Annotated in this window: 15 protein-coding genes; 12 read left to right on the forward strand and 3 right to left on the reverse strand. The window is 68.9% G+C overall.

Going from position 1 to position 16,269, the window contains the following annotated elements; translation table 11 throughout:
* Positions 1-46: 46 nt before the first annotated feature.
* The 3 genes from purC to AZL_RS03355 are packed head-to-tail and all read left to right on the forward strand — an operon-like array spanning position 47 to position 1,760.
* On the forward strand, positions 47-811 hold the full coding sequence (purC, locus tag AZL_RS03345) for a phosphoribosylaminoimidazolesuccinocarboxamide synthase (RefSeq protein ID WP_012973258.1): 765 nt from the start codon (positions 47-49) through the stop codon (positions 809-811).
* 48 nt (positions 812-859) lie between these two features.
* Positions 860-1,102, forward strand: coding sequence for a phosphoribosylformylglycinamidine synthase subunit PurS (gene purS / locus AZL_RS03350; RefSeq protein ID WP_012973259.1), 243 nt, complete (start codon positions 860-862; stop codon positions 1,100-1,102).
* Between the two features lie 31 nt (positions 1,103-1,133).
* Complete coding sequence (locus AZL_RS03355; protein WP_012973260.1) at positions 1,134-1,760, forward strand: DNA-3-methyladenine glycosylase family protein; 627 nt, start codon at positions 1,134-1,136, stop codon at positions 1,758-1,760.
* A 6-nt stretch (positions 1,761-1,766) separates the two neighbouring features.
* On the opposite strand, the gene AZL_RS03360 is transcribed toward AZL_RS03355, so the two are convergent.
* Positions 1,767-2,747: a diacylglycerol/lipid kinase family protein gene (locus AZL_RS03360; RefSeq protein ID WP_012973261.1), complete on the reverse strand. Its 981-nt coding sequence runs from the start codon at positions 2,745-2,747 to the stop codon at positions 1,767-1,769.
* Between the two features lie 219 nt (positions 2,748-2,966).
* On the opposite strand from AZL_RS03360, the gene AZL_RS03365 reads away from it, so the two are divergent.
* Positions 2,967-3,788: a UDP-2,3-diacylglucosamine diphosphatase gene (locus AZL_RS03365; protein ID WP_042443443.1), complete on the forward strand. Its 822-nt coding sequence runs from the start codon at positions 2,967-2,969 to the stop codon at positions 3,786-3,788.
* Complete coding sequence (locus tag AZL_RS03370) at positions 3,785-4,783, forward strand: glycosyltransferase family 4 protein (protein WP_012973263.1); 999 nt, start codon at positions 3,785-3,787, stop codon at positions 4,781-4,783. The genes AZL_RS03365 and AZL_RS03370 overlap by 4 nt, the downstream gene beginning before the upstream one ends.
* A gap of 34 nt (positions 4,784-4,817) precedes the next feature.
* Here the strand turns inward: AZL_RS03370 and AZL_RS03375 are convergent, their stop codons facing one another.
* Positions 4,818-5,654, reverse strand: a complete 837-nt coding sequence (locus AZL_RS03375; protein ID WP_012973264.1) for a YoaK family protein — start codon at positions 5,652-5,654, stop codon at positions 4,818-4,820.
* A 305-nt stretch (positions 5,655-5,959) separates the two neighbouring features.
* Here AZL_RS03375 and AZL_RS03380 point away from each other — a divergent pair, with 305 nt between their 5' ends.
* From AZL_RS03380 to AZL_RS03395, 4 genes are read left to right on the forward strand one after another with little or no spacing between them, the layout of a single operon-like run.
* On the forward strand, positions 5,960-7,246 hold the full coding sequence (locus AZL_RS03380; RefSeq protein ID WP_012973265.1) for a 3-deoxy-D-manno-octulosonic acid transferase: 1,287 nt from the start codon (positions 5,960-5,962) through the stop codon (positions 7,244-7,246).
* A gap of 14 nt (positions 7,247-7,260) precedes the next feature.
* Positions 7,261-8,271 (forward strand): tetraacyldisaccharide 4'-kinase, encoded by a 1,011-nt coding sequence (gene lpxK / locus AZL_RS03385; protein WP_012973266.1) that lies wholly within the window; start codon positions 7,261-7,263, stop codon positions 8,269-8,271.
* Positions 8,255-9,151 carry a lauroyl acyltransferase gene (locus AZL_RS03390; protein WP_012973267.1) on the forward strand — a complete coding sequence of 299 codons (897 nt, stop codon included), beginning with the start codon at positions 8,255-8,257 and terminating at the stop codon, positions 9,149-9,151. The genes lpxK and AZL_RS03390 overlap by 17 nt, the downstream gene beginning before the upstream one ends.
* 34 nt (positions 9,152-9,185) lie before the next feature.
* Complete coding sequence (locus tag AZL_RS03395; protein ID WP_012973268.1) at positions 9,186-9,848, forward strand: LysE family translocator; 663 nt, start codon at positions 9,186-9,188, stop codon at positions 9,846-9,848.
* 37 nt (positions 9,849-9,885) lie between these two features.
* Here the strand turns inward: AZL_RS03395 and AZL_RS03400 are convergent, their stop codons facing one another.
* The gene (locus AZL_RS03400; RefSeq protein WP_042443445.1) at positions 9,886-10,731 is read right to left on the reverse strand and encodes a BglII/BstYI family type II restriction endonuclease; all 846 of its coding nucleotides are present in this window, start codon (positions 10,729-10,731) and stop codon (positions 9,886-9,888) included.
* A gap of 187 nt (positions 10,732-10,918) precedes the next feature.
* Here AZL_RS03400 and AZL_RS03405 point away from each other — a divergent pair, with 187 nt between their 5' ends.
* From AZL_RS03405 to AZL_RS03415, 3 genes are all read left to right on the forward strand, one after another.
* Positions 10,919-14,077, forward strand: a complete 3,159-nt coding sequence (locus AZL_RS03405) for a hybrid sensor histidine kinase/response regulator (protein ID WP_042442448.1) — start codon at positions 10,919-10,921, stop codon at positions 14,075-14,077.
* 223 nt (positions 14,078-14,300) lie between these two features.
* On the forward strand, positions 14,301-15,152 hold the full coding sequence (locus AZL_RS03410; RefSeq protein ID WP_012973271.1) for an electron transfer flavoprotein subunit beta/FixA family protein: 852 nt from the start codon (positions 14,301-14,303) through the stop codon (positions 15,150-15,152).
* Positions 15,153-15,177: 25 nt separating this feature from the next.
* Complete coding sequence (locus tag AZL_RS03415; RefSeq protein WP_012973272.1) at positions 15,178-16,257, forward strand: electron transfer flavoprotein subunit alpha/FixB family protein; 1,080 nt, start codon at positions 15,178-15,180, stop codon at positions 16,255-16,257.
* The last annotated feature ends 12 nt before the right edge of the window (positions 16,258-16,269 follow it).

A 16,269-nucleotide genomic window follows, 5' to 3' on the forward strand; every position in this document is an offset into this window, starting at 1 on the left:
GGCAAGCTCGCTTGACCGGTCCTTACGTATTTGGACGAAACACGCGATGACACGACGCCGGCGCATCTACGAAGGCAAGGCCAAGGTACTCTTCGAAGGTCCGGAGCCGGGCACCCTGGTGCAGTACTTCAAGGACGACGCCACCGCCTTCAACAACCAGAAGAAGGGCGTCATCACCGGCAAGGGGGTGCTGAACAACCGCATCTCCGAGTATCTGATGAGCCGCCTGTCCGAGATCGGCGTGCCGACGCACTTCATGCGCCGCCTGAACATGCGCGAGCAGCTGGTGCGCGAGGTGGAGATCATCCCGATCGAGGTCGTCGTGCGCAACGTCGCCGCCGGCAGCCTGTCGAGCCGCTTCGGCATTCCCGAGGGCACGCCGCTGCCGCGCTCGATCATCGAGTATTATTACAAGTCGGACGAGCTGAACGACCCGATGGTCTCGGAGGAGCACATCACCGCCTTCGGCTGGGCGGCTCCGCAGGATCTCGACGACATGGTCGCGCTCAGCTTGCGCGTGAACGACTATCTCTCCGGCCTCTTCCTCGGCATCGGCCTGCGGCTGGTGGACTTCAAGCTGGAGTTCGGCCGGCTGTGGGAAAATGAGGAGATGCGCATCGTCCTGGCGGACGAGATCAGCCCCGACAATTGCCGGCTGTGGGACGTCAAGACCAACGAGAAGCTCGACAAGGACCGTTTCCGCCAGGATCTGGGCCGTGTCGAGGAAGCCTATCAGGAGGTCGCGCGGCGCCTCGGCATCCTGCCGGAAGGCGGGCCGAGCGACGTCAAGGGTCCCAAGACGATCCAGTGATCAGTTACCATCCCCTTCCACCAACACCCCAAAACGAGCGGACATCCGATGAAGGCCAAGGTTCACGTCACCCTCAAGCGCGGCGTTCTCGACCCCCAGGGCAAGGCCATCGCGCACGCGCTGCACACGCTGGGCTTCGACGGCGTCGAGGACGTCCGCGCCGGCAAGGTGATCGAGCTCCAGCTCAAGAGCACCGACGAGGCGACCGCCCGCAAGGAGGTCGAGGCGATGTGCGGCAAGCTGCTCGCCAACACCGTGATCGAGGATTACGCCATCGAGCTGGTGGCCTGATCCACCCGGTCCGGGGCATGGGGCGCGGCCGATGAGCATCGCCTATCTGGCCGCGCTCGACCCCATCTTCGCCGAATGCCTGCGTGTCGGCGGCCCGGTGATCCGCGACTTCGTCCGGCCGACCGGCTTCGTCGGCCTGCTGCGCATGGTGATGGAGCAGCAGCTGTCCACCAAGGTGGCGCTGGCGCTCTGGGCCAAATTGCAGGAGCGGGTCGGCGGCCCGGTGACGCCCGAGGCGATCCTGGCGCTCGACGATGAGGCTTTGCGTGCCTGCGGCTTCTCCCGCCAGAAGATCGGCTATGCCCGCGGCCTCGCCGAGGCGGCGGCGGGCGGCCTGCTCGATTTCGACATCATCCATGACCTGCCCGACGAGGAGGCGATCGCCCGGCTCGTCGCGCTGAAGGGCATCGGCCGCTGGAGCGCCGAGGTCTATCTGATGGCCGCGCTCGACCGGCCGGATATCTGGCCGGTCGGCGATCTGGCGATCCAGCTCGGCGTCCAGCGGCTGAAGGGCTGGGCGGACAGGCCGACGGCCAAACAGCTGATCGAGGTGGCGGAGCCTTGGCGGCCATACCGTTCGCTGGCCGCCAGGCTGGTCTGGCATCATTACGTGGCGCTTCAGGAGCAGGCGAGGGCGGCGCGCAAGGCCCGCCCGTGAGAGCCTTCACCCCGCCAGCACCGGCAGCCGCCATCCCGCCAGCGTGATCTCCACCGGCAGCCGCGCCAGCACATCGCCGTCGCCCTGCACCGCGTCGGCGAACAGCCCGTCGCCTGCCGGCCCCTCGATCCGCACGCGCTTGGCCGTCACCACCCGGTAATCCGGGAAATGGGCCAGCCGTCCGCCGGTGACGCCCCAGACATAGCGCAGCGCGTTCAACCGCCCGCCGCGCGGGAACAGGCAGACATGCAGTTCCGGCTCGGTCAGCCGGGCATCGGGCGCGCAGACGAACCGGCCGCCGTAGAAATGTCCCTTGGCGACGATCACCGACGCCACCTCCTGCGCTTCGCCGTCGTCGAGCGTGACGAGATAGCGGTGGTCGGGCCGGGTCGCCAGCTGGACCAGCGTTTCCGCCACATAGGCGCCCTTGCCGATCAGCCGCTTCACCTGTGGATCGACCTGCTCCACCACCCGGGCGTCCAGCCCGACCCCGGCCATCATCGAAAAGATGCGGCCATTGGCCTGGGCCGGCCAGATCACCGCCCGCCGCCCGCCGGCGATCGCCGCGGCGATGGCGTCCGCATCGGTGCCCAGCCCCAGTTCGGCGGCCAGCACATTGGCGGTCCCCATCGGCACGATGCCGAGCGGCAGCGGCCGCCCCGCTTCCGCATGGATCGCCAAGCCGTTGATGACCTCGTTGATGGTGCCGTCGCCGCCGGCGGCGATCACGGCATCGACGCTGGCGGGATCGGCGGCGCGGGCGAACTCCTCGGCATCGCCGCGCTTGCCGGTCGGCTTGACGGCGACGCTCAGCCCACGGGCCTCCAGCCGGGCGACCACGGCGCGCAGCCGCCGCGCCCGCCGGCCGCCGGCCGTCGGATTGTGGATCACCAGAAGCCGCCGTACCTTGATCGCCGCATCGCCGCCATGGCCGCCATCGCCGGCGTCGATCGCCGGACCTTCATCCATCAGCACCGTGTCACGCACCGATTCGCTCTCCCTGACCGGCGCATGGGGCGCCTTCTGTTGCGGAATTTTGAAGGATTTGCGGCTCTGTCATTTCGGTAAAAAATCAATGCTGTGACAGCGCGCGAAATTGCTGTGACGAATAGGTGCGGTCATCTCAAATGATTGTCAAGGTAGGTGCTTTCCTTTATACCGCAGTTGTCTTGATGGCCACCGGTCATGGCGACGACGGAGCGGAAGATGGACGCCGTCCCAGCGGTCAAGCGTTACCGCAGCATTTGGATATCCGACGTTCATCTGGGAACGCGCGGTTGTCAGGCGGAACTGCTTCTGGATTTCCTGAAGCACACCGAATCGGATCACCTGTTTCTTGTCGGCGATATCGTCGACGGCTGGCGGTTGAAGAAAAGCTGGTACTGGCCGCAGGCGCACAATGACGTGGTGCAGAAGATCATGCGCCGCGCCCGCAAGGGGGTGGAGGTCTATTACATCCCCGGCAACCATGACGAGGCGGCGCGCGACTATGTCGGGCTGCAATTCGGCGGGGTGCAGGTGGTGGATGAATGGATCCACACCACCGCCGACGGCAAGCGGCTGCTGATCACCCATGGCGACAAGTTCGACGCTGTGGTGCGCTATGCCAAATGGCTGGCCCTGCTGGGCGACCATGCCTATGTCGCGCTGCTTCAGGTCAACACCGCCTTTAATTGGATTCGCCGCAAGCTCGGCTTCAATTACTGGTCACTGTCGGCCTACCTGAAGCACAAGGCGAAGACCGCCGTCGAATTCATCGGCAAATATGAAGAGGCGCTGGGCGAGGAAGCCCGCCGGCGCAAGGTCGACGGCGTCGTCTGCGGCCACATCCACACCGCCGAGATGCGTGACATCGAAGGAATCCTCTATTGCAACGACGGCGATTGGGTCGAGTCCTGCACCGCCTTGGTCGAGCACGACAATGGCGCGCTGGAGATCATCCATTGGGCGGAGGTCATGGCCCGGCGGGTGCCGGCCACCAGCCCCGGCACGGACAAGATCACGGCGAAGGAACGGGAAGCGGCGTGAACATCCTGATCGTCAGCGACGCGTGGCACCCGCAGGTGAACGGCGTCGTGCGCACCATCGGCACCGTCCGCCAGGAACTGGAGGCGATGGGCCATTCCGTCGAGGTGATCGGCCCCGACCGTTTCCGCACCCTGCCGATGCCGACATATCCGGAAATCCGGCTGGCGTTGGGGGCCAAGCGCCGGCTGTGGGCGATGATCGAGGGCATGCGCCCCGACTGCATCCACATCGCCACCGAAGGGCCGCTGGGTTTCGCGGCGCGGGCCTATTGCCTGAAGCATGGCAAGCCCTTCACCACCGCCTACCACACCCGCTTCCCCGAATATGTGCGCGACCGCGCGCCGATTCCGCTGGCCCTGTCCTACGCGGTGGTCCGCCGGTTCCACAAGCCGTCCTCGGCGGTGATGGTGGCGACCCAGACCATCGAGGACGCGCTGAAGGGCCGCGGCTTCACCAACATCCGCCGCTGGACCCGCGGCGTCGACACCGAGCTGTTCCATCCCCGCGACAAGGGCTTCCTCGACCTGCCGCGCCCGGTGTCGATGTATGTCGGCCGCGTCGCGGTGGAAAAGAACCTGGAGGATTTCCTGCGCCTCGACCTGCCCGGCACCAAGGTGGTGGTCGGCGACGGTCCGGCGCGGGAGGACCTGCAACGCAAATACCCCGGCGTCCATTGGGTCGGCGCCAAGCATGGCGAGGATCTCGCCAGGCATTACGCCGCCGCCGACGTCTTCGTCTTCCCGTCGCGCACCGACACCTTCGGGTTGGTCCTGCTGGAGGCGCTGGCCTCGGGCGTGCCGGTGGCCGCATATCCGGTGCCGGGGCCGCTCGATGTGGTGAACGGTTCGGGCGCCGGCTGCCTGGACGAGGATCTGAAGCGGGCGGTCGAAGGCGCGCTGACGATTTCCGGCGAGAAGTGCCGCGACTATGCGCTGGGCTATTCCTGGCGGAGGTCGGCCGAACAGTTCCTGTCGAACCTGCGGCCCTTCACCTGACCGCTTCCGGCCGGCGCGGTTCCGCCGTGCGGTTTCAGCCGGCGCGGTCTCCGGCGAGCGGCGGCGTTTCCCGCCGCCGCTGCCCGACACCGCCGCCGTTCCTCAGGCGTTGGCGCAGCAGCAGGCGCGTGCGTGCCCGCGCGTCGTCCACCAGCGGGACGATCGCCAGCAGCACCAGGAAGCCGGCCAGCGGGACGGTGCTGATATAGCCGACATATTTGAAGCCGGCCGCGCCGATGACGCCGCCGCCGCAGAAGGCGGTCAGCAGGGCGAACAGCACGCCCAGACGCGGCCAGTTCGCGTGCACCGGCTGGTAGCGCGCCGATTCCTTGCCGAGATTGATGTAGACCAGCTTGCCCAGCTCGATCCCGATGTCGGTGACGACGCCGGTCATGTGGGTGGTGCGGATCTCCGCGTTGGAGACCTTGGTGATGATGGCGTTCTGCAACCCCATGATGAAGCACAGCAGCAGAACCGTCGCCGGGGTGAACAGCGCCCGGTGTTCGTCCAGGCTGTTGCCGAGAAACCCGAATCCCAGCAGCAGCAACGCCTCCCAGAACAGCGGGTAGGCATAGGCGCTGTGCATGCGGTGATGCCGGCCCCAGCTGATGAGGATCGTCGAATAGGCGGCGCCCGAGGCGAAGGACGCCACCGACGCCAGCCCGGTCGCCAGCGCCACGAGATTCCCCAGCACCAGATTGTCGGCGATGGACGAGACGATGCCGGACATGTGCGAGGTGTATTGCAGAACCGCCAGCAGCCCGCCCGCGTTGATCGCCCCGGCGACGAAGGCCAGCGACACGCCGAGATGGATGTTGGCGCGTCTGGTTCGCTTGGTCTCCGAGATCGAACGGAGAAATGAGACCGGCATGCTGCACCGTGGGACGGAGGGTTGCAAACCAGGATAGCGGATGGACGGGGCCGGGGACAATGCGGCGGGGTGGCGGCAGGGATGCCGAGACGGCGTGGATTGAAGCGGTGGGCGCGGCTGTTCGTTCCCCTTGGTCCGGTTCGCGCTTCATGGTTCCTTCGTCGGGCCTGCGCCACTCCATCGCACCGGCCCCTGTTATGAAGCGGTGGCCGCGTGCTAAGGTGCCGCCGGGCGCGCGGCCGGTGGTCCGTATCGGGGGGACCGGCGACGCGCCCGTTGTCGTATGTTTCCAGTTCCGGACCTTGATGCTGCATTCCCTCTACCGTGGCCTGACGAGCGTTGCCGGGCCGGCGGTGCGCTTTTATCTCGACCGCCGCCGTGCCGTCGGCAAGGAAGACCCCGCGCGCCAGCCGGAGCGGTTGGGCACGGCGTCCCGCGTCCGGCCCGACGGCCCGCTCGCCTGGGTCCATGCCGCCAGCGTGGGAGAGGCCAATTCGGTCCTGGTCCTGATCGGGCGGTTGTTGGACGAGGCTCCCGACCTGACCGTGCTGATGACCACCGGCACCGTCACCTCGGCCGAGCTGATGGGCCGGCGTCTGCCGGCGCGGGCGATCCATCAATATGTGCCGGTCGATCTGCCGGATGCCGTCGACCGCTTCCTCGATCATTGGCGGCCCGACGCCGTGCTGTGGACGGAATCGGAGATCTGGCCGAACCTGCTGTCGGGCATCCGCGACCGCTCCATCCCGGCCGCCCTGGTCAACGCCCGCATGTCCGAACGCAGCTTTTCCCGCTGGCGCAACGCGCCGGGTCTGATCGGCGGCCTGTTGTCCACCTTCCAGGTCACGCTGGCGCAGACCGAAGGCGATGCGGACCGGCTGCGCCGGCTGGGTGCCACCGGCGTCGCCAGCGTCGGCAACCTGAAATTCTCCGCCGAGCCGCCGCCCGCCGCGGCCGACGCGATGGATCCGCTGCGGGCGGCGCTGGCCGGACGGCCGGTCTGGCTGCTCGCCAGTTCCCATCCCGGCGAGGACGGGATCGCCGCGGCGGTGCATGCGGCGCTGGCGCCGGCACTGCCCGGCCTGCTGACCGTCATCGCCCCGCGCCATGCCCATCGCGGCGACGCCATCGCCGAGCTGATGCGGGCGCGCGGGCTGCCGGTGCGGCAACGGACGGCCGGGCATTTGCTGCCGGGGCCGGAGCATGCCGTCTATGTCGCCGACACGATGGGGGAGCTGGGGCTGTTCTACCGCGCCGCGCCGGTGGTGTGCATGGGCGGCTCCTTCATTCCCCATGGCGGGCAGAATCCGGTCGAGCCGGCGCAGCTCGGCTGCGCCGTGCTCTATGGTCCGCACATGTTCAATTTCGGCGAGATCACCCACATGCTGGAGGCGGCCGGCGGCGCCTTGCCGGTGGCGGACGGCGACGCCCTGATCCGCGAGACCCGCCGGCTGCTGACCGACGATCGGGCGCGCGACCGCGTCGTCGCCGGCGCCGCGCGGGTGACGGCCGACAACCGGCGGATCATCGACCGGGCGTTGAGCGCGCTGGCCCCGGTGCTGGGCGCGGCCGGCATCGGCACCGCCGCCTGACGGGACGCCCAGCCGTGAAGACCCCCGCCTTCTGGTACCGGCCGCCCGGTCTGGCCTCCGCCCTGCTGGCGCCGCTGGGGGCGCTCTACGGTCTGGCTGGCCGGCGGCGCATCGCCGGAACCGTGCCGCGCCGGATCGGCGCGCCGGTGGTCTGCGTCGGCAATCTGGTGGCGGGCGGTGCCGGCAAGACGCCGGTCGGGCTGGCGCTGATCGCCGCCTTGCGGGCGCGCGGCGTCGCCGTCCACGCGCTGACCCGTGGCCATGGCGGGCGGGAGGCCGGTCCGCTGGCGGTCGATCCGGCCCGCCACACCGCCGCCGACGTCGGTGACGAGGCGCTGCTGCTGGCCGGCGCCTCCCCCTGCTGGGTCGCCCGCGACCGGGTGGCGGGGGCGGAACGGGCGGTCGCCGCCGGGGCGGGGGTCATCGTCATGGATGACGGCTTCCAGAATCCGGCCCTGTACAAGGATCTGGCGCTGATCGTCGCCGATGGCGCGGTCGGCTTCGGCAATGGCCGGCTGGTGCCGGCGGGGCCGCTGCGGGAGCGGGTGGCCGACGGCCTCGCCCGCGCCGACGCCCTGGTGATCCTGGGCGAGGATCGCCACGGCGTGGCGGCCCTGGCCGGGGGCCGTCCGGTGCTGGCGGCCCGGCTGGAGCCCGATCCGCGGGTCGCCGCCACGCTCGCCGGCCGTGACATCCTCGCCTTCGCCGGCATCGGCCGGCCGGAGAAGTTCTTCGCGACGCTGGAGGCGCTCGGCGCCCGCATCGCCGACGCGGTGCCCTTCGCCGACCATCATCCCTACCGCCCGGCCGAGCTGGCGGCCCTGATCGGGCGCGCCCGGGCGCTGGGTGCCGTTCCGGTCACCACCGCCAAGGACGCGGTGCGACTGCCGCCCGATCTGCGGGCGAAGGTCACGGTCCTGCCGGTGTCGGTGCGCTGGGCGGAGGAGGGAGCGGATGATGGGCCGCTCGCCGCCCTGCTGACGCGATTGTTGCTGAAAGGAAGCGCCGATGGCCAAGCCGCGTAGCCCGTTGCGGAAATGGCTGGAGCGCCGGATCGGCTATCCGGTGGAGGCGCTGCTGGTGCATGGTGTCTGCCGGCTGTTCCGGGCGCTGCCGCTCGACCGCGCGTCGGCGCTCGGCGGCTGGATCGGGCGGACGGTGGGGCCGTGGCTGCCCAACAGCGCCCGCGCGCGGCGCAACCTGACCCGCGCCTTTCCGGAGAAGGGCGGGGCGGAGATCGACGCGATCATGCGCGGCATGTGGGACAATCTCGGCCGCACCATCGCCGAATATCCGCATCTGGAGCAGATCGGCCGCGAGCGGATCGACATTGTCGGCATCGAGCATGTCGATGCCCTGCGCGACGACGGCAAGGCCGGCTTCATGGTTTCCGGCCATCTGGCGAACTGGGAGGTGCAGTCGGTGGCGGCCCGTCTGCGCGGGCTGGAGCTCGGGCTGGTCTACCGCGCGCCCAACAACCCGATGGTCGGTGAATTGCTGGTCAAGCTGCGCGGCGCGGCGACCGGCACCCATATCCCCAAGGGGCCGGACGGCGCGCGGATCCTGCTGCGCCACCTGACCAAGGGCGGCCATGTCGGCATGCTGATCGACCAGAAGATGAATGACGGCATCCCCGTCCCCTTCTTCGGCCGCGACGCCATGACGGCACCCGCCGCCGCCGTTCTCGGCATGAAGCTGAAGCTGCCGCTGTGCGCGGCGCGGACGGAACGGCTGGAGGGCGCCCATTTCCGCGTGACCGTCCTGCCGCCGGAGGAATACCCGACCAGCGGCGACCGCAACGCCGATGCGCGAATTCTGATGGAACGGTTGAACCGTCTGTTGGAGGATTGGATCCGCGACAAGCCGGCGCAATGGCTGTGGATCCACCGCCGCTGGCCTGATTGAGCGCCCGAACCCATCGTCCGAAGGCCCGCCCGCGATGACCCTGCCGCTCGACCTCCATCTGCTGCAACTCTATCTGGTCGCCGTCTTCGTCCTGGTGCTGGCGCCGGGACCGGATTCGCTGCTGGTGCTGACCCGCAGCATCGCCGACGGGCGACAGGCCGGGGTGGTGGCGACGGTCGGGATCTGCGTCGGCAACACCGTCCACTCGCTGCTGGCCGCCGCCGGCATCTCCGCCCTGATCGCGGCCTCGACCGCGCTGTTCGACCTGCTGCGCTATGCCGGCGGCGCCTATCTCGCCTGGATCGGCCTGCGCGCGTTGTGGAGCGTCTGGATCAGCCGGGGCGACGAACCGGTTCCGGCGGTCGAGGCCCCGGCTCCGTCCCGCGCGGGCCGCGTCTTCCTCCAGGCGCTGCTGACCAACCTGCTGAACCCGAAGATCATCCTGTTCCAACTGGCCTTCGTGCCGCAATTCATCGCCCCCGCGCTGGGCCATGTCGCGTTGCAGACCTTCATCCTCGGCAACATCATCTCGGTGCTCGGCGGCCTCTATCTGGTCGGCATCGCCGCGCTCAGCGCCGGCGCCGCGCGGCGGGTGCTGTCCAGCCCGCGGGTGCGCCGGGCGATGGACGGCGTCGCCGGGGTGCTGTTCCTCGGCTTCGCGGTTCGGCTGCTGCTGACCGACCGCAAATTCGCGTGAGCCCTCCTTACCCCAGTCCTCCTTATCCCAATTCCCCTCACCAAAGATCGTCCTCATCCTCCGCCCCGGTGTCGACATCGAAGGTCGCGGCTTGGCGCACCACCGGATGGCGCTCCTTCCACTCCTCGAAATCCGACACCACCGCCGGGCGGAGGCCGAGCGCCAGCACCGGGCAGCCGCCGCCGCGCCCGGCGTCCAGCCGGTAGAGCAGCTTCTTCATCCAGGTGGTGCTGGCGCCGTACTTGTTCTGGAAATTCTTCATCTCCACCCGCCGGGCCACCTCGGTGAACAGCGGGATCAGCTCGGCGCTGCGGGTCAGCAGGACGCCGGCGTTGATGATTCCGCATTCGTAGAAGGTGCGGGCGGCGTAGAGATCGCGGTCGAAGGTCTGGTCCTTGCTGTTCCATTCCAGGTCGAAGGACACGCGCCCCTTCACGAAATCGATCTTGTGGCCGTCGATGAAGCCGTTGACCTTGTACAGCTCCTCGCGCTGGCGCTGTTCGGTCACGGTCTGGCCGCGGTTCTTGCCGGCGATGCGGCGCTTCTCCTCATGCGTCACGATCATCTTGGTGATGAACAGGTCGCCGCGGATGCGCGTCTCGTTCCAGCCCAGCGGATTCAGCATCCGCTCCATCGTCTTGGCGATCTGCGACTTGTTGCCGCCGGACGCCACGATGTCCTCGGTGCGGATGCGGAACTCCATCAGCCGTTCGGTGATCTCGCGGAACTCGGCCGTGCAGGCATGGGCCAGGATGCGCGCGGCGTTGCGGTAGCTGTGCACCTCGTACAGCTCGAGAAAGCCAGGCGGGAACAGGTCGCCCAGGTCGGGATCCCGCGCCTCGATCAGCGGGGCCTTGTCATGGATGCAGGCAAGCAGGGTCATGGCGGCACATGCGCGATGGAAAACGGCGCCACCATGGCGGCTGCCGCCCGGCAAATCCACCCTTTCCGCCTGCGGGTTCCGCCCATGGCGGCACCGGGGGCCGATCTGGCGGCCATTCTATCACCTATGGTAAGGTCGCCCGCGCGCCGGGGTGGAAGAAACACGGCCAATTCGCCGGGGGACCGTGATGAGCGACGAATTTCTGTTCGCGGAGGAGGAGCCCGCCGTCGAGGCGCCGGGCGAGGCTGCCGAACCGGTCGAGCCCTGGCTGATCCTGATCGTCGATGACGACCCGGCCATCCACGCCACCACCAAGATGGTGCTGCGCGGCTTCAGCTTCGAAGGGCGCCCGGCGCAGTTCCTGTCGGCGGCGACCGCCGGCGAGGCGCGCGGGCTGCTGCGCGACACGCCGGCCATCGCGGTGATCCTGCTCGACGTCGTGATGGAATCCGACGACGCCGGCCTGCGTCTGGTCCGCTTCATCCGCAACGAGCTGAACAACCGCCGTGTCCGCATCATCCTGCGCACCGGCCAGCCGGGGCAGGCGCCGGAACGCGACGTCATCCTCAGCTACGACATCAACGACTACAAATCGAAGACGGAACTGACGGCGCAGAAGCTGTTCACCTCCGTCGTCGCGGCGCTGCGCGGCTACCAGGACATCACCGCCATCGAGGACCATCGCGAGGGGCTGGAGCGCATCCTCGACTCCTCCTCCACCCTGCTGGGCAAGCGGACGATGGCGGAGTTCGTCCGCCACGCCGTGGCGCAGATCGTCGCCGTCTGCCCACCGGGCGACGGGGTGGCGCTGGTCAGCCGCCTCACCGATGGGCCGCGTCCGGCGGAACCGCTGGTGCTGGGCGGCGCCGGCCGCCATGCCGGGATGGAGGGGACGCTGCTGTTCCTGGCCCTGCCGCCCGATGCGGCGCAGGTTGTGAGAGCGGCGCTGGCCGATGGCCGCAACCGCTATGAGCGCGGGCACAGCGTCCTGGTCTTCCGCTCCGCCACCCGCCGCCACGACACCGTGGTCTATCTCGGCCATGGACGGGCGTTGAGCGCGGACGAGCGCCGGCTGCTGGAGGTGTTCTGCGCCAAGGTCGCCATCGGCTTCGACAATGTCCACCTCTATGAGGAACTGACCGAGCTGAACCGCAGCCTGGAAGGGCAGGTGGCCCAGCGCACCCGCGATCTGGTGGCCGCCCGCGAGGCGGCGGAGGCGGCGCGGTCGGAGGCGGAGGCGGCCAATCAGGCCAAATCGCTGTTCCTGGCGACCATGAGCCACGAGATCCGCACGCCGATGAACGGTATCCAGGGCATGCTGGAGCTGCTGGAGCATACCAGCCTGACCGGCGACCAGCGCGAACTGGTCAGCGTGGTGCGGGAATCGGCGGGCGCCCTGCTCACCATCATCAACGACATCCTGGACTTTTCGAAGATCGAGGCCGGGCGTCTCGATCTGGAGCGGGTGCCGGTGGCGCTGGCCAATGTGGTGGAGGGGGTGGCCGACACGCTGGCGCCCAGCGCCCGGGCCAAGGGGCTGTCGCTGGTCACCTACATCGATCCCGATCTGCCGGCCGAGGTGCTGGGCGATCCGGTCCGCATCCGTCAGGTGCTGTTCAACATCGCCGGCAACGCGGTGAAATTCACCCAGAGCGGGTCGGTGACGGTGCGGGTGGAACTGGCCCATTTCGATGGCGACCGCGTCACCATCCGCGTCGCGGTGATCGACACCGGCATCGGCATCGCCAAGGAGGACCAGAGCCGGCTGTTCCGCCCCTTCACCCAGGCGGAGGTGTCCACCACCCGCCGTTTCGGCGGCACCGGACTGGGGCTGTCGATCTGCCGGCGTCTGGCCGAGCTGATGGGCGGCGACGTCGGCGTCACCAGCGAGGTCAATGCCGGTTCCACCTTCTGGTTCACCTTCGCCGCCGAACTGGTCTCCACCACGGTGGACGAGCTGCCGCAACGGGCCCCGTTGCAGGGCGTGACCGTTCTGCTTCTTGTCGCCGATGAGCAGGAGCGCGGCTTCCTCGCCCGCTATCTGAACGCCGACGGCGCCCAGGTGGTCGAGGCGGCCAATGCCGCCGTGGCGCTGGACACCCTGTTGCCGACCGCCGCCTGCGATGTTCTGGTCTTCACCCATTGCACCGACGTCACCGCGCTTGAGAGCGACCCACGCGGCCGGGTGCGCGGCCGCGTGCTGATCGGCGGCGAGACGTTGAAGGCGGACGAGCCGCCGCCGCCGGGAGCCTCCGGCGCAGGGGCCGGAACCGTTGTCCTGAGCCGGCCGGTGCGGCGGGGCGGGCTGGTCCGCGCCGTTCTCGCCGCCGCCGGTCGGGTGGCCGCCGGAGAAAGCGGGCGCGGCGACCAGCAGCCTCAACCGGAGCCCGCCGCCCTTGCCGCCGGCCGGCGCCGCCTGCCGACGGTGGAGGAGGCGCGGGCGCGCGGCCGTCTGATCCTGGTGGCGGAGGACCATCCGACCAACCGTCAGGTCATCCAGCGCCAGTTGACCCTGCTGGGCCATGTGATGGAAACCGCCGAGGACGGCCTCCAGGCCCTCGCCCTGTGGCGGGCCGGCGGCCATGGCCTGCTGCTGACCGACTGCCAGATGCCGGAGATGGACGGCATGGAACTGGCCCGCGGCATCCGCGCCGCCGAGGAGGCCGGCGGGTCGCCGCGGCTTCCCATCGTCGCCATCACCGCCAACGCGACGGAGAACGAGGCGCAGCTCTGCCTGCTCGCCGGGATGGATGACACGCTGGCCAAGCCGGTCAGCCTCGCCGATCTGCGCCGGGTGATCGACCGCTTCCTCCCCCCGTTGGAGGGCGAGGATTGGGAGCCGGAGGAAGCCGGTGACCAACCGCGGGGCCATCAGCTTCAGGACGACCATCCGCAGGACGGGCCGCGGCGGGACGGGCCGATGTTGAACATGCCGGCCGGGACCGCGGGGTTGCATCAACCCGCTCGTCATGGCACCCCCGCTCCCGTCTTCACCCCTCCCGTCATCACCGCCGGGCTGCCGCCGCTCGATGTCGAGGCGCTGATCGCGCTGTTCGACGGTGACGGTGACTTCGTCCGCCATCTGCTGGGCGAGTTCGTCACGTCCAACAGCGCGTCGCATCGCTGGCTGACCGAGGCGCTGGCCGGCGGGAGTTGGGACGAGGTGCGGCAGGCCGCCCACAAGCTGGCCGGATCCTCGCGCACCGTCGGCGCCCGCGACCTTGCCGAGGCCGCCGCCGCGGTGGAGCTGGCGGTGCTCGACCAGACGCTGGACGGCATCGCCGCCTTGGCCGCCCGCGTCGATGTCGAATTGAAACGCGTCATCGCCCACATCGAGACGGTCTGAGCCTACCGCTCCAGAGGCTGTAGCGAAACCGACATGGACGTCCCCTTGTCGCCTTTGCGACATGGGGACGATGTCCGCCTCCATCAGAAAATTCCAGTTTTTCCCGTGCTTTGGCCGGCTTTCTCCGGCTGGCACGCCGTTTGCTGTTCTGGCGGTGTCCGGTTTGGTGCCGGTCCCAACCCCACATGCGCGCCACAGCGAAGCGGAAGCCAAGGAGAACGGGATGCACATCGTCGTCTGTATCAAACAGGTGCCCGACAGCGCCCAGATCCGCATCCATCCCGTCACCAACACCATCATGCGGCAGGGTGTGCCCGCCATCATCAACCCCTTCGACCTGTTCTCGCTGGAAGAGGCGCTGCGGCTGAAGGACAAGGTCGGCGCCCGCGTCACCGTGCTGACCATGGGACCGCCGATGGCGGAGACCTCGCTGCGCAAGGCGCTGTCGCTGGGGGCCGACGACGCGGTTCTGCTGACCGACCGCAAGTTCGCGGGCTCCGACACGCTGGCGACCTCCTACGCCCTGACCTCGGCCATCCAGAAGCTGGCGGAGGAGGAGCCGGTCGACATCGTCTTCTGCGGCAAGCAGACGGTCGACGGCGACACCGCCCAGGTCGGTCCCGGCATCGCCACCCGGCTCGGCTTCGAACAGCTCACCTACATCACCAAGATCGAGGATCTGGACATCGCGTCCAGGGAGATCGTGGTGCAGCGCCGCTCCGAAGGCGGCGTGCAGGTGCTGAAGACGAAGCTGCCCTGCATGATCACCATGCTGGAGGGCACCAACACCATCCGCTTCGGCAAGATGGACGACATGTTCCGCGCCGCCCGCTACGAGCTGAAGAGCTGGAGCCGCGACTTCACCGGCGCCGAGGAGGGCCGCGTCGGCCTGAAGGGTTCGCCGACCGTGGTGTCGAAGGTGTTCGTGCCGAAGCCGCGGGCGGAAAAGGCCAGGATGATCGAGGCCGCATCCGATAGCCCCGACGCGATGGCCGCCGCCGCCATCGACGCCATCTTCGCCGCCCAGCCCAAGCTGGCCGACGATTTGCTCGCCCGCGCCGCGGCCGGGCTCTGACGATCAATCCGCGGGAGACCCGACGATGAGCGAACCGAGCAAACCCCAGGGCCGCAAATTCCAGCTTCCCGAACACCTGAAGGTCTACAAGGACGTCTGGGTGATCGTGGAGCAGGAGCGCGGCATCGTCCATTCCGTGTCGCTGGAACTGCTGGGCGAGGCCCGCAAGCTGGCCGACAAGCTGGGGGTGGAGGTTGGTGCCGTGGTGCTGGGCGCCGAGAGCCCCGACCTGAACCGCATCTGCGGCGACGCCATCGGCTATGGCGCCGACATCGTCTACAAGGTGGCCGACCCGGCGCTGGCCAACTACCGCACCGATCCCTATTGCCGCGTCATGACCGAGGTGGTGAACACCCACAAGCCGGAGATCGTGCTGCTGGGCGCCACCACGCTGGGCCGTGATCTGGCCGGTGCCATCGCCACCACGCTGGCGACCGGCCTGACCGCCGACTGTACCGAGCTGGACATCTACGCCGACAACCGCTCGCTGGCCGCCACCCGGCCGACCTTCGGCGGGACGCTGCTCTGCACCATCCAGACGCTGGCCTATCGGCCGCAGATGGCGACGGTGCGCCCGCGCGTCATGGCGATGCCGGAGCGCGACGACGCCCGCACCGGCCGCGTCATCGAAATCCGGCCGGACCTGCGCGAGGAGGACATCGTCACCAAGGTCCTGACCTTCATCGCCGACCGCGAGCAGAACGAGGCGCAGCTGGCCTTCGCCGACATCATCGTGTCGGCCGGCAAGGGGCTGGGCAAGGTCGAGAACATGAAGCTGGTCTTCGACCTCGCCAAGGTTCTGGGGGCCGAGGTCGGGGTGACCCGTCCGCTGGTCCAGGCCGGCTGGGCCACCAACGACCGTCAGGTCGGGCAGACCGGCAAGACGGTGCGGCCGAAGCTCTACATCGCCGCCGGCATCTCCGGCGCCATCCAGCATCGGGTCGGCATGGAGAAGTCGGACCTGATCCTGGCGATCAACACCGATCCCAACGCGACGATCTTCGACTTCGCCCATCTCGGGCTGGTCGGCGACGCGCTGAGGATTTTGCCGGCGCTGACCGATGCCTTCGGCCGCCGCCTCTCCGTCAACCGCATGGCCGGCTGACCGCCGGACGAG

Origin of the sequence: Azospirillum sp. B510, assembly GCF_000010725.1 — a bacterium.
In the GTDB taxonomy this organism is placed as follows: domain Bacteria; phylum Pseudomonadota; class Alphaproteobacteria; order Azospirillales; family Azospirillaceae; genus Azospirillum; species Azospirillum lipoferum_B.